The organism is Pseudomonas fluorescens (assembly GCF_001623525.1).
GTDB classification, from domain to species: domain Bacteria; phylum Pseudomonadota; class Gammaproteobacteria; order Pseudomonadales; family Pseudomonadaceae; genus Aquipseudomonas; species Aquipseudomonas fluorescens_Q.
Window position 1 is genome coordinate 3,390,794 of the sequence record NZ_CP015225.1, and the last position, 13,193, is coordinate 3,403,986.

A 13,193-nucleotide genomic window follows, 5' to 3' on the forward strand; every position below is an offset into this window, starting at 1 on the left:
CCCCACTGTGACGGACAATCTCCGCTCTGCCGAGCCCACTGCGACGCCGGAAACCGCCCATGCCATGGAGCAGGCGCTGGACTGGCTGATCCTGCTGGACACCCCCAGCGAGGAACAGACGCGGCAGTTCCACGCCTGGCTGGCGGCCGATCCGCGCCACGGCGAGGCGTTCGCCCGAGCCCAGGCGATCTGGAACGGCCCGCAGGTGATGGAAAGTGCCCGCCAGCTTGAAGCCGCGCCCAAGGTTACCGCGCTGTCGCGCCTGCGCGCCCACTGGAAACCCCTGGCCACTGCCGCCGTGCTGTTTCTCGGTCTGTTCAACTTCAGCGACCTGCCCCTGCGCCTGCAGGCCGACCACCTGACCGTGGTCGGTGAGCGCCAGCGCCTGCAGTTGGAGGACGGCTCCAAGGTCTTGCTCAACACCGATTCGGCCTTCTCCAGCACGTTCAACGAGCAGCGACATGTGGCGCGCCTGTACAAGGGCGAGGCGTTTTTCGAAGTCCCGGGCAACCGTAACCTGCCGCTGGAAATCGATGCCGGCCCAGTCATGGCCAGCGTCAGCGACACCACGTTCGCCGTGCGCTACCTCGACGGCGTGGCCCAGGTCCAGGTGCAGCGTGGCGACGTGGACCTGCGGGCCACCCGCAACGACACCCATGTGCGGCTGTCAGCTGGCGAAAGCATCCGCATCGGCCCCAACGGCTTCGACCGCCCGGCCCGGCTCGATGCCAACACCGACCTGGCCTGGGTCCAGGGTCGGCTGGTGTTCGAAAACCGGCCCCTGAGCCAGGTACTGGCCGAGCTGCGACGCTATTACCCCGGCTGGATCATCAACAGTAACGAACAATTGGCCAACGTGGCTGTGACCGGCAACTACCGCCTCGACCAGCCGCTGGACGTGGTCCGTTCGCTGGCCCATATCACCTCGGCGCGGCTTCAGGAGTTCCCGGCGCTGGTGATCCTGAACTGAATGAGAATTATTTTTACTCGATAGGCTCCGCTGATTCGTCTCGTTATAGCCAATGCAATTGATTCGCATCCAACGATGTGAATCTGCACCTATAACAGATGCGACACGGAGCGCTATCGATGTCCTCTCGCCTTACTTGCCGGTTTCTTGCCCCCTCTTGCACGCTGTCATTGCTCACCGCCGCCCTCCTGATGGCCGGCACAGCGCCGCTCGCCCTGGCCGCCACCACCGTGCAACCCGCTGCACGCAACATGGGCGACTACACCTTTGCCATCGCCCGGCAGCCCCTGGTTTCGGCCCTGAATGCATTCACTGCGGTCACCGGCTGGCAAGTCGGGATGCCCGCGGAACTGGCCGCAGGCGTCGCCTCGCCAGGAGTGAACGGCTCGCTGTCACCTGAAAAAGCCATGGAGCGCCTGTTGGTGGGGACCCACCTGAGCTATCGCAAGCTGGGCGACAACAGCATCGTCCTGGAAAAACGCAGTGCCGGCGGCGCGCTGGAGTTGCAACAAGTAACCATCAGCGCCACCCGCCAGGAACAGGACATCACCAGCGTACCGAGCACGGTCACGGTCCACGACCGCCAGGAACTGGATCGCAACAACGTCAATACCCTCAAGGATCTGGTGCGCTATGAACCAGGCGTATCGGTGGGCGGCGCGGGCCAGCGCGGCGGTATCAGCGGCTACAACATCCGCGGCATCGACGGCAACCGGATCCTGACCCAGGTCGACGGCGTGGAAATTCCCGGCGGCTTCTTCAACGGCCCCTACGCCAAGACCCAGCGCAACTACGTCGACCCGGAAATCATCAAGCGCGCGGAAATCCTGCGCGGTCCGGCCTCGGTGTTGTACGGCAGCAATGCCATCGGCGGTGCCGTCAGCTACTTCACCCTGGATCCGAACGACATCATCAAGCCAGGCGAGGATGTTGGCGCCCGCCTGAAGACCGGCTACAGCTCCGCCGACGAGAGCTGGCTCAAGTCCGCCACCGTCGCTGGCCGTAGCGGCCAGTTCGACGGCCTGTTGCACTACAGCCAGCGCGACGGTCATGAAACCGAATCCTACGGCAGCCACAACGGCACCGGCCTGGACCGCACCGCGGCCAACCCAGAAGACGTGCGCGCCAACAACGTGCTGGCCAAACTCGGCTGGAACTACAGCGACGACGCACGCCTTGGCCTGGTCTACGAGAAGTACAAGGACGACCGCGACAGCGACCTGAAAAGCGCCTACGGCGGGCCCTACGCCAACGGCCAGCCGGCCATCCCCGACTTTGTACTGCCCGGCGGCATGTACCAGTGGCGCACCGGCAACGACACCATCAGCCGCGAGCGTTTCGGCCTGGAACACAGCTTCGCCCTCGACAGCCTGCTGGCCGATCACATGAAGTGGAGCCTGAATCACCAGGTCGCCAAGACCGACCAGAGCACCGCCGAATTCTATTTCCCCATCACCCGCCAGGTCCTGCGCACCCGGGAGACCCTCTATGAAGAGAAACAGTGGGTCTTCGACGCGCAACTGGACAAGGCCTTCAGCGTCGCCGACACCGATCACGCGCTGACTTACGGCACCACCCTCAAGCAACAGAAAGTCACCGGTTCGCGCAGCGGCAATGGTGTGTGCCTGGCGGTGGGTGTCGGTTGCTCTGCGGTGGGCGCCATCAGCACCCGGGACGTGCTGGCAAAAGCCAGTGACTTCCCGGACCCGACCATCAACAGCTACGCCCTGTTCGTCCAGGACCAGATCAGTTGGGACAAATGGACCTTCACGCCTGGCCTGCGCTACGACTACACCCAGCTCAAGCCGCACCTGACCGAGGAATTCCTCAACACCGTGGACCCCACCAGTGGTGGTGAGGTCAGCGACAAGAACAAGACCTGGCACCGCGTCTCGCCGAAATTCGGCGTGACCTATGCCCTGACCGACCAGTACACCTGGTACGGGCAGTACGCCGAGGGTTTCCGCACCCCGACCGCCAAGGCCCTGTATGGCCGTTTCGACAACCCTGGCGCTGGCTATAGCGTGGAGCCCAACGCCGACCTGGAAGCGGAAAAAAGCCAGGGCTACGAGACCGGCCTGCGCGGCCGCTTCGACTCCGGCTCGTTCGACGTGGCGGTGTTCTACAACAAGTACCGCGATTTCATCAACGAGGACGCCATCACCCCCGGTGCCGACCAGTTGACCTTCCAGAGCAACAACATCAAGCACGCCACCATCAAGGGTGCCGAAATCAAGGGACGCCTGGACCTGGACGTGCTGGGCGCGCCAAATGGCCTGTACACCCAAGGTTCGGTGGCCTACGCCTACGGTCGCAACAACGACACCGGCGAGCCGCTCAACAGCGTCAACCCGCTGACCGGAGTGTTCGGCCTGGGCTACGACCAGGACCGCTACGGCACTTTGCTCAGTTGGACCTTGGTCAAGAAAAAGGACCGGGTCGACGACAGCAACTTCAACTCGCCTGATGGCGTGAGCAGCCAGTTCAAGACACCGGGCTTCGGCATCCTCGACCTGAGCGGTTTCTACAAGGTGACCGACGACGTCACCGTCAGTGGCGGCCTCTACAACCTCACCGACAAGAAGTACTGGCTGTGGGACGACGTGCGCGGCTACGACAGCGTCGGCGAAGCGGCGGTATTGAGCCCCGCCAACCTCGATCGTCTGACGGCGCCGGGGCGTAACTTCGCGGTGAACCTGATCTGGGATATCTGACCCAGGCCCAAGGATTTCCCCTGTGGCGAGGGAGCTTGCTCCCGCTGGGCTGCGCAGCAGGTCCATTTTTGTGAGTGCTTCGCACTCAAGCGGGAGCAAGCTCCCTCGCCACACAATGTGCTCACTCAAAGGACTTTTTCATGAATACCCTGCGCCCCGCTTCACGCTCCCAACGCCTGAACCAGATCACCCACGAGCCCCACAGCAAGCTCGACGCGCTGGTCAAGGCCCACGCCCCGTTCGAAACCCCGGCCAGCTTCGCCCGTTTCGTCGTCGCCCAGTACCTGTTCCAGTCGGAACTGGTGGCGCTGTACAACGACGCCGAGCTGTCCGCCCTGATTCCCGACCTGCCGGCCCGTTGCCGGGCCGACGCAGCCAAGGCGGATCTCGCCGACCTGGACACCGAAGTCCCCGCGCCGGTGGCCGGTGCGGTGAACAAACCGACCCAGGCCGAAGCCCTGGGCTGGCTGTTCGTCTCCGAAGGCTCCAAGCTCGGCGCCGCGTTCTTGATCAAGCGTGCCGTGGGCCTGGGGTTGAGCGAGACCTTCGGCGCCCGGCACCTGGCAGAACCTGCCGGTGGGCGCGCCGAAGGCTGGAAAACCTTCACCCGCACCCTCGACAGCCTGGCCTTTACCGAACAGCAGGAAGCCGAGGCGGACAAAGGTGCGCTGGATGCGTTCAACCGGTTTACGGTGTTGCTGGAACAAGCTTATGCGGCCGAGCTGGCCTGATTCATACCGCTCCCACAGAGATTGTGCATGACTGAAAAACGCTGATGAGCCGTCCCTCGAAACTCACCCAACTGCTCTTCGCCCTGCTCGCCTACGCTAGCCTGGGCATTGGCCTGGTCGCCATCGTCGTGCCTGGCCTGCCGACGACCGAGTTCATCCTGCTGGCCGCCTGGGCCGCGACCCGCAGTTCGCCGCGCCTGAGCGCCTGGCTGGAGAACCATCGTCTGTTCGGGCCGATTCTGCACAACTGGCGCAACGGCAAGGTTATCCCGCGCCGGGCCAAGGTCGGTGCCACTACCAGCATGCTGCTCTGCGCAGGCTTGATGCTGGTGCTGCTCGACCACGCCTGGCCGCTTTACCTCGCGCTCGCCGGCATGGGCCTGGGCAATCTGTGGATCTGGTCGCGCCCGGAGCAGGCACGGGGCTCTTGTGGCGAGGGAGCTTGCTCCCGCTGGGCCGCAAAGCGGCCCCCAACGGATTTTTGATCTATGATCGCCCTCTCGTACTGGAGGGCTTTCGATGTCAGATCTGCTCACGTCCATGCAAACCGCACTCGGCTTGCCCACGACCCCGATCACCTTCGCTGGCGATGGCGCGCTGCCCTCGGCCTTCGCCGTCACGGAGCTGGCCAGCGCCAGCATCGCCGTGGCCGGCCAGGCGACCGCCGAACTCATCCAGCAACAAACCACTCGCCTGCCACCTGTCGAGGTCGACCGACGCCTGGCGTCGTTCTGGTTCTCCACCTCCCTGCGCCCCATCGGCTGGAGCGTGCCGCCGATGTGGGACCCGGTGGCCGGCGACTACGCCAGCGCCGACGGCTGGATTCGCCTGCACACCAACGCACCGCATCATCGCCTTGCGGCGGAAAAAGTCCTCGGCACCTGCGCCGACCGCGCCGACATGGCGGCCAGGGTGGCCCGATGGAACAAGGCCGAGCTGGAACAGGCCGTGGTCGACGCAGGCGGTTGCGCTGCCGAGATGCGTTCGTGGCAAGCGTGGCAGGCCCATCCCCAAGGCCTGGCGGTGAACGCCGAGCCGCTGGTGCACCTGAGTGAAACGACTGGAGAGCAGCGCAAACCCTGGCTCGGCTCCGTGACCCAGCCACTGGCGGGCCTCAAGGTGCTGGATCTGACCCGCGTGCTGGCCGGCCCCGTCGCCAGCCGCTTCCTCGCTGGCCTGGGGGCCGACGTGCTGCGCATCGACCCGCCGATCTGGAATGAACCCGGCGTGGTGCCGGAAGTCACCCTGGGCAAACGCTGCGCCCGCCTCGACCTGCATCGGGCCGATGATCGCGCGGCATTCGAGGCACTGCTCAAGGACACCGACATCCTTTTGCACGGCTACCGTGCCGACGCCCTGGAACGCCTGGGCTACGGCGCCGAGCAGCGCCGGCAGATGGCCCCGGGCCTGATCGACGTCAGCCTCAATGCCTACGGCTGGAGCGGCCCGTGGCAGAACCGGCGCGGCTTCGACAGCCTGGTGCAAATGAGCAGCGGCATTGCCGAAGCCGGCATGGGCTGGAAACACACCGACAAACCAACACCGCTGCCGGTGCAGGCGCTGGACCATGGCACCGGCTATCTGCTGGCGGCCAGCGCCCTGGTGCTGTTGTCCCGGCGCCTGGCAAGCGGTCAGGGCGGCTCGGCACGCCTGTCACTGGCACGCACGGCGAAGCTGTTGATCGAACGTGGCGCAGGGGATTCGACCCTATTGCGAGCCGAGGCTGAGGATGATCAGGGCCTGGTGGTCGAACAGACGCCATGGGGACCGGCCCATCGCCTGCACGTGCCCTTGAAAATCACCGGGACGCCGCTGCAGTGGACCTTGCCAGCGGCGGAACTGGGCGCGCATCGGGCACGGTGGTGACGCTCACTACCGGTTAAAAAATGCCCTTTGTGGCGAGGGAGCTTGCTCCCGCTGGGCTGCGCAGCAGCCCCCTCCAAAAGCCACTACAATCAGCTTGAAACACCGCGTCGTCGTGCCTCGGGGCCGCTGCGCGCCCCAGCGGGAGCAAGCTCCCTCGCCACAAGAGTCCGCCTCGACAACGTGGTAGCCTCACAGTTCCAAAAACCCACTGTACAACCCATAAGCCGCCCCCCCCGCCCCCGCCATCACGCAGGCAAAGACGCCTTTTTCCACATGGGTGAACAAGGGCTGTCCCTGCTCGCGCTTGGCCTGGGCAAACAGGATCACCCCGGGCGCATACAACAGCGCCGACAACAGCAGGTATTTCACGCCGCCGGCATACAGCAGCCACACCGCGTAGCACAGCGCGACACCACCGATGCACAGGTCTTTCATGCGCCGTGCCGAGCCCTGTTCGTAGGTTTCCCCCCGGGCGCAAAGCAGCACCGCATAAGCCGCCGACCACAGGTACGGCACCAGGATCATCGACGAGGCGAGGTAGATCAGGCTGGTGTAGGTGCCTGCGGAAAACAGAGTGATCAGCAAAAACAGCTGGATCATGCCATTGGTCAGCCACAGCGCGTTGACCGGCGCACGGTTGGCATTCTCCTTGGTCAGGAACGCCGGCATGGTCTTGTCCCGGGCGGTGGCGTAGAGGATTTCAGCGCACAACAGCGCCCAGGACAGCAGGGCTCCCAGCAGTGAAACCGCCAGCCCCAGGCTGATCAGCAACGCGCCCCAGGGCCCGACAATGTGCTCCAGCACACCGGCCAAGGATGGGTTCTGCAACTGTGCCAGTTCCCGCTGGCTCATGACCCCCAGGGACAACACATTCACCAGCACCAGCAGCGCCAATACCCCGAGAAACCCGATCACCGTCGCACGCCCTACGTCCGCACGTCTTTCTGCCCGTGCCGAATAGACGCTGGCGCCTTCGATGCCGATAAACACGAACACCGTCACCAGCATCATGTTGCGCACCTGGTCCATCACACTGCCCAGGTCCGGATTCATCGCGCCCCAGATATCGCGGGTGAAAACCTCGGCCTTGAAGGCCACGGCGGCCATGACGACGAACATCAACAGCGGCACGACCTTGGCCACGGTGGTCACTAGATTGATGAAGGCCGCCTCCTGGATCCCGCGCAGCACCAGGAAATGCACCGCCCACAGCAACAACGACGCACAGCCGATGGCCACCGGCGTGTTGCCTTGGCCGAACACCGGGAAGAAGTAGCCCAAGGTACTGAACAGCAGCACGAAGTAACCGACATTGCCCAGCCAGGCACTGATCCAGTAGCCCCAGGCAGACGAGAAGCCCATATAGTCACCGAAGCCGGCCTTGGCATAGGCGTACACGCCCGAATTCAATTGCGGCTTGCGATTGGCCAGGGTCTGGAACACGAAGGCCAGGGTCAGCATGCCGATGGCGGTGATGGCCCAGCCGATCAGCACCGCGCCGACATCGGCCCGGGCCGCCATGTTTTGCGGCAGGGAAAAAATCCCGCCGCCGATCATTGACCCCACCACCAGTGCGATCAGTGCGCCCAGTGGCAACTTTTCAATCGGCTGCGGCATCTTCTCTCACTATTAAATTAAGTAAATAAAGCGACATAACGTTTTTGAATAACGTCATCCACACAAAGTCCAAAGACTTATGACCCGGCCATTCTCCAATGGCCCTAATTAAAAAGACCATGACATCCCATCATTATTGTCACGAACGCAGCCTACAAAATAGTTGCGACTCAGTGGAAATCAACTAGCGTGAATAATCCTGCGGCAAGAAAAACTTCACAAATCCTTTGCCAAAGGCCCTGAAACGGGCCTTTCGAGCAACTTCAAGACGCCAACGAACGGTGTTAACTCCTTCATTAACAATGGAATGTTGCCATGCACTGATCCAGATCAGCTATTCAACTTTCAAATCGACTTAGTCTGTTGACTCTCTTCTCCTGCACTGGAGTCTCGCAAATGTCTGATACGCCCGGAAAACTTCGATTAGGTGCGTTGGTTGCACTGGTTGTCGGCTCCATGATCGGCGGCGGGATCTTTTCCCTGCCACAAAACATGGCCGCCAGCGCCGACGTCGGTGCGGTGCTGATCGGCTGGGCCATCACCGCCGTCGGCATGCTGACCCTGGCCTTCGTGTTCCAGACCCTGGCCAACCGCAAACCCGATCTGGACGGCGGTGTGTATGCCTACGCCAAGGCCGGCTTCGGCGACTACATGGGCTTCTCCTCCGCCTGGGGTTACTGGATCAGCGCCTGGCTGGGCAACGTCGGCTACTTCGTGCTGCTGTTCAGTACCTTGGGCTACTTCTTCCCGGTGTTTGGTGAAGGTAATACCGTCGCCGCGGTGATCGGCTCATCGGTCCTGCTATGGGCTGTGCACTTCCTGGTATTGCGAGGCATCAAGGAAGCAGCATTCATCAACCTGGTGACCACCATCGCCAAGGTCGTACCGCTTGTACTGTTTGTGCTGATCGCCGTATTCGCGTTCAAGCTCGATATTTTCACCGCTGATATCTGGGGCCTGAAGAACCCAGACTTGGGCAGCGTGCTGAATCAGGTGCGCAACATGATGCTGGTCACCGTGTGGGTGTTCATCGGCATCGAGGGCGCGAGTATTTTTTCCGCCCGCGCAGAGAAACGTACCGACGTGGGCAAGGCCACCGTCATCGGCTTCATCACCGTACTGCTGTTCCTGGTACTGGTGAACGTGCTGTCCCTGGGCATCATGACCCAACCTGAACTGGCGAAATTGCAGAACCCGTCCATGGCCGCCGTGCTGGAGCATGTCGTGGGGCACTGGGGCGCGGTGCTGATCAGCGTCGGCCTGATCATCTCGCTGCTCGGCGCCCTGCTGTCCTGGGTATTGCTGTGCGCCGAGATCATGTTCGCCGCTGCCAAAGACCACACCATGCCCGAGTTCCTGCGCCGGGAAAACGCCAACCACGTACCGGCCAACGCCCTGTGGCTGACCAACGCAATGGTCCAGCTGTTTTTGGTCATCACCCTGTTCTCGGCCAGCACCTACCTGTCACTGATCTACCTCGCCACTTCGATGATCCTGGTGCCGTACCTGTGGTCGGCGGCCTACGCCGTGCTGCTGGCGGTGCGCGGCGAGACCTACGAAGGCTTCGCGGCCGAGCGGCGCAAGGACCTGATCATCGGCGCTGTCGCCCTGATCTACGCCGTATGGCTGCTGTACGCCGGCGGGATCAAGTACCTGCTGCTCTCTGCCCTGCTCTATGCCCCCGGCGCGATCCTGTTCGCCAAGGCCAAGCGCGAGTTGGGCAAACCGATTTTCACCTCTGTCGAGAAGCTGATTTTCGCCGCAGTGATCGCAGGCGCCCTGGTGGCGGCCTACGGGCTCTACGACGGCTTCCTGACCTTGTAGTTGGCTGATTGTTCTAACTGGAGGATTTGTAATGACCACGGAAAAAGTGAAATACGGCGTGCATTCCGAAGCCGGCAAATTACGTAAAGTCATGGTGTGTTCCCCAGGCCTGGCCCACCAGCGGCTGACCCCGAACAACTGCGACGAGCTGCTGTTCGACGATGTGATCTGGGTCAACCAGGCCAAGCGCGACCATTTCGATTTCGTCACCAAGATGCGCGAGCGCGACATCGACGTGCTGGAAATGCACAACCTGCTGACCGACATCGTCGCCATTCCCGAAGCCCTGGACTGGATCCTGCAGCGCAAGATCACCGCCAACTCGGTGGGCCTGGGCCTGGTGAACGAAGTCGGTTCCTGGCTACGCAGCCTGGAGCCGCGCCATATCGCCGAATTCCTGATTGGCGGCGTCTCGGCCGACGACCTGCCGGACAGCTTCGGTGGCAAGACCATTCAGATGTTCCGCGACTTCCTCGGGCACTCCAGCTTCATCCTGCCGCCGCTGCCCAACACCCAGTTCACCCGCGACACCACCTGCTGGATCTACGGCGGCGTGACCCTGAACCCGATGTATTGGCCGGCGCGGCGCCAGGAAACCCTGCTGGCCAGCGCCATCTACAAATTCCATCCCGAGTTCACGAACGCCGACTTCCAGATCTGGTACGGCGACCCGGACCAGGATCACGGCAACGCCACCCTTGAAGGCGGCGACGTGATGCCCATCGGCAACGGCGTGGTGCTGATCGGCATGGGCGAACGCTCGTCCCGCCAGGCCATCGGCCAACTGGCGCTGAACCTGTTCAAGCACAAGGCCGTGGAACGGGTGATCGTCGCCGGCTTGCCGAAATCCCGCGCGGCCATGCACCTGGACACCGTGTTCAGCTTCTGCGACCGCGACCTGGTCACGATTTTCCCCGAAGTGGTGAGCCAGATCGTCGCCTTCTCCCTGCGCCCTGACGAGAGCAAGCCCGGCGGCATCGATGTGCGTCGCGAGGACGGCACCTTCCTCGATACCGTGGCCGCGGCCCTCAAGCTGCCGGCGCTGCGGGTGGTGGAAACCGGCGGCAACAGCTTCGCCGCCGAGCGCGAACAATGGGACGACGGTAACAACGTAGTGGCCGTGGAGCCGGGCGTGGTGATCGGCTACGACCGAAACACCTACACCAACACCCTGCTGCGCAAGGCCGGTGTGGAAGTCATCACCATCAGTGCCAGCGAATTGGGCCGGGGCCGTGGCGGTGGTCACTGCATGACCTGCCCGATCATCCGCGACCCGATCGATTACTGACCTTTGAGCCTGGGCCGGTATCGACCCGATACCCGCCCAGGGGATAACCGAAACCCAAGGAGATCCATATCATGGCTTTCAACATGCGCAACCGCAGCCTGCTGAGCTTGATGCACCACACCAACCGCGAGCTGCACTTTCTGCTGGACCTGTCCCGCGACCTCAAGCGTGCCAAGTACACCGGCACCGAACAACCGCACCTCAAGGGCAAGAACATCGCGCTGATCTTCGAAAAGACCTCGACCCGCACCCGCTGCGCCTTCGAAGTCGCAGCCCATGACCAGGGCGCCCACGTCACCTACATCGACCCGGTGTCATCGCAGATCGGTCACAAGGAAAGCATGAAAGACACCGCCCGGGTCCTGGGGCGGATGTTCGACGCCATCGAATACCGAGGCTTCGAACAGGAGATCGTCGAGGAACTGGCCAAGTTCGCCGGGGTGCCGGTGTTCAACGGCCTGACCGCCGAATTCCACCCCACCCAAATGATCGCCGACACCCTGACCATGCGCGAACACAGCGACAAGCCGCTGCATGACATCAGCTACGCCTACCTGGGCGATGCCCGTTACAACATGGGCAATTCGCTGCTGATGATCGGCGCCAAGCTGGGCATGGACGTGCGCATCGGCGCGCCGAAAGCCTTGTGGCCGCATCAGGACTTCATCGACCAGTGCCAGGCCTTCGCCGTCGAAAGTGGCGCGCGCATCACCATCACTGAAGACCCGAAGGAAGCCGTCAAGGGCGTGGACTTCATCCACACCGACATCTGGGTGTCCATGGGCGAGCCGGTGGAAGCCTGGGATGAGCGCATCGAGCAATTGCTGCCCTACCAGGTCAATGCGCAAATGATGAAAGCCTCGGGCAACCCGCGGGTGAAGTTCATGCACTGCCTGCCGGCGTTCCATAACAGCGAAACCAAGGTCGGCAAGGACATCGCCGCCCGTTACCCGAACCTGGCCAATGGCGTGGAAGTGACCGAGGAGGTCTTCGAATCGCCGGCCAACATCGCCTTCGAGCAAGCGGAAAACCGCATGCACACCATCAAGGCGATCCTGGTCTCGGCGTTGGCGGATATCTGAAACCAACGCAGTTCCCTTGTGGGAGCGAGCTTGCTCGCGATGGCGCAGGAACAGGCAACATTGATGTCGACTGACACACCGCTATCGCGAGCAAGCTCGCTCCCACAAGGGACCGCGTTGTTCGTCCATTTTTTAGAAGGACAACACCATGCGTATCGTCGTTGCCCTGGGCGGTAACGCCCTCCTGCGTCGGGGTGAACCCATGACCGCAGACAATCAACGCATCAACATCCGCACCGCGACCGAACAGATCGCGAAAATCCACCCCGGCAACCAACTGGTCATCGCCCACGGCAACGGCCCGCAGGTCGGCCTGCTGTCGTTGCAGGCAGCGGCCTACACCTCGGTGACGCCGTATCCGCTGGACGTGCTCGGCGCCGAAACCGAAGGCATGATCGGCTACATCATCGAACAGGAACTGGGCAATCTGCTGGACTTCGAAGTCCCCTTCGCCACGCTCCTGACCCAGGTTGAAGTGGACGGCAACGACCCGGCCTTCCAAAAACCCACCAAACCCATCGGCCCGGTCTACAGCCAGGAAGAGGCGCAGAAACTGGCCGCCGAAAAAGGCTGGGCCATCGCCCCGGACGGCGACAAGTTCCGTCGCGTGGTCGCAAGCCCCAGGCCCAAGCGCATCTTTGAAATCCGCCCGATCAAATGGCTGCTGGAAAAGGGCAGTATCGTGATCTGTGCCGGCGGTGGCGGCATCCCGACGATGTACGACGCCGACGGCAAGCTGCAAGGCGTGGAAGCGGTCATCGACAAGGACCTGTGCTCGGCGCTGCTGGCCGAACAGCTGGAAAGCGATCTGCTGGTGATCGCCACCGACGTCAACGCCGCGTTCATCGACTTCGGCAAGCCGACCCAGAAAGCCATCGCCCAGGCCCACCCCGACGAAATGGAAAAGCTCGGCTTCGCCGCCGGCTCCATGGGGCCGAAGGTACAGGCAGCCTGCGAATTCGCGCGCAACACTGGCAAGGTCGCGGTGATCGGTTCACTCTCGGACATCGACGCGATCGTCCTGGGCAAGGCCGGCACTCGTATCAGCACGGCGACACCTGGCATCGCTTATCGATAATAGGAAACTTGCGGGGCGGATCC

The 13,193-nt window shown here is 62.8% G+C and carries 10 protein-coding genes; 9 read left to right on the plus strand and 1 reads right to left on the minus strand.

Annotated features, from left to right (window positions below; genetic code table 11):
- Positions 1–7 precede the first annotated feature (7 nt).
- From TK06_RS14550 to TK06_RS14570, 5 genes are all read left to right on the plus strand, one after another.
- Positions 8–970 carry a FecR family protein gene (locus tag TK06_RS14550; protein ID WP_063322643.1) on the plus strand — a complete coding sequence of 321 codons (963 nt, stop codon included), beginning with the start codon at positions 8–10 and terminating at the stop codon, positions 968–970.
- Positions 971–1,089: 119 nt separating this feature from the next.
- Positions 1,090–3,684 (plus strand): TonB-dependent receptor, encoded by a 2,595-nt coding sequence (locus tag TK06_RS14555; protein ID WP_063322644.1) that lies wholly within the window; start codon positions 1,090–1,092, stop codon positions 3,682–3,684.
- A 140-nt stretch (positions 3,685–3,824) separates the two neighbouring features.
- A complete protein-coding gene (locus tag TK06_RS14560) occupies positions 3,825–4,415 on the plus strand; it encodes a biliverdin-producing heme oxygenase (protein ID WP_063322645.1) in 591 nt (196 codons plus the stop codon).
- A gap of 44 nt (positions 4,416–4,459) precedes the next feature.
- Positions 4,460–4,900, plus strand: a complete 441-nt coding sequence (locus TK06_RS14565; protein WP_063322646.1) for a YbaN family protein — start codon at positions 4,460–4,462, stop codon at positions 4,898–4,900.
- A 34-nt stretch (positions 4,901–4,934) separates the two neighbouring features.
- Positions 4,935–6,281 carry a CoA transferase gene (locus TK06_RS14570; protein ID WP_063322647.1) on the plus strand — a complete coding sequence of 449 codons (1,347 nt, stop codon included), beginning with the start codon at positions 4,935–4,937 and terminating at the stop codon, positions 6,279–6,281.
- A gap of 189 nt (positions 6,282–6,470) precedes the next feature.
- On the opposite strand, the gene arcD (TK06_RS14575) is transcribed toward TK06_RS14570, so the two are convergent.
- Complete coding sequence (arcD, locus tag TK06_RS14575; protein ID WP_063322648.1) at positions 6,471–7,898, minus strand: arginine-ornithine antiporter; 1,428 nt, start codon at positions 7,896–7,898, stop codon at positions 6,471–6,473.
- 396 nt (positions 7,899–8,294) lie between these two features.
- On the opposite strand from arcD (TK06_RS14575), the gene arcD (TK06_RS14580) reads away from it, so the two are divergent.
- The 4 genes from arcD (TK06_RS14580) (at position 8,295) to arcC (ending at position 13,170) form a co-directional block, all read left to right on the plus strand.
- A complete protein-coding gene (arcD, locus tag TK06_RS14580; RefSeq protein ID WP_063322649.1) occupies positions 8,295–9,722 on the plus strand; it encodes an arginine-ornithine antiporter in 1,428 nt (475 codons plus the stop codon).
- 31 nt (positions 9,723–9,753) lie between these two features.
- The gene (gene arcA / locus TK06_RS14585; protein WP_063322650.1) at positions 9,754–11,010 is read left to right on the plus strand and encodes an arginine deiminase; all 1,257 of its coding nucleotides are present in this window, start codon (positions 9,754–9,756) and stop codon (positions 11,008–11,010) included.
- A 71-nt stretch (positions 11,011–11,081) separates the two neighbouring features.
- Positions 11,082–12,092 carry an ornithine carbamoyltransferase gene (locus TK06_RS14590; protein ID WP_063322651.1) on the plus strand — a complete coding sequence of 337 codons (1,011 nt, stop codon included), beginning with the start codon at positions 11,082–11,084 and terminating at the stop codon, positions 12,090–12,092.
- A gap of 148 nt (positions 12,093–12,240) precedes the next feature.
- Positions 12,241–13,170, plus strand: coding sequence for a carbamate kinase (gene arcC, locus TK06_RS14595; RefSeq protein WP_063322652.1), 930 nt, complete (start codon positions 12,241–12,243; stop codon positions 13,168–13,170).
- The last annotated feature ends 23 nt before the right edge of the window (positions 13,171–13,193 follow it).

Bases quoted from the DNA above. Each gene is read 5' to 3' on its own strand.
- TK06_RS14590 (WP_063322651.1), top strand. From the start codon at position 11,082: ATGGCTTTCAACATGCGCAACCGCAGCCTGCTGAGCTTGATGCACCAC.
- arcA (WP_063322650.1), top strand. From the start codon at position 9,754: ATGACCACGGAAAAAGTGAAATACGGCGTGCATTCCGAAGCCGGCAAA.
- arcD (WP_063322649.1), top strand. From the start codon at position 8,295: ATGTCTGATACGCCCGGAAAACTTCGATTAGGTGCGTTGGTTGCACTG.
- TK06_RS14560 (WP_063322645.1), top strand. From the start codon at position 3,825: ATGAATACCCTGCGCCCCGCTTCACGCTCCCAACGCCTGAACCAGATC.
- arcC (WP_063322652.1), top strand. From the start codon at position 12,241: ATGCGTATCGTCGTTGCCCTGGGCGGTAACGCCCTCCTGCGTCGGGGT.
- arcD (WP_063322648.1), bottom strand. From the start codon at position 7,898: ATGCCGCAGCCGATTGAAAAGTTGCCACTGGGCGCACTGATCGCACTG.
- TK06_RS14565 (WP_063322646.1), top strand. From the start codon at position 4,460: ATGAGCCGTCCCTCGAAACTCACCCAACTGCTCTTCGCCCTGCTCGCC.
- TK06_RS14555 (WP_063322644.1), top strand. From the start codon at position 1,090: ATGTCCTCTCGCCTTACTTGCCGGTTTCTTGCCCCCTCTTGCACGCTG.
- TK06_RS14570 (WP_063322647.1), top strand. From the start codon at position 4,935: ATGTCAGATCTGCTCACGTCCATGCAAACCGCACTCGGCTTGCCCACG.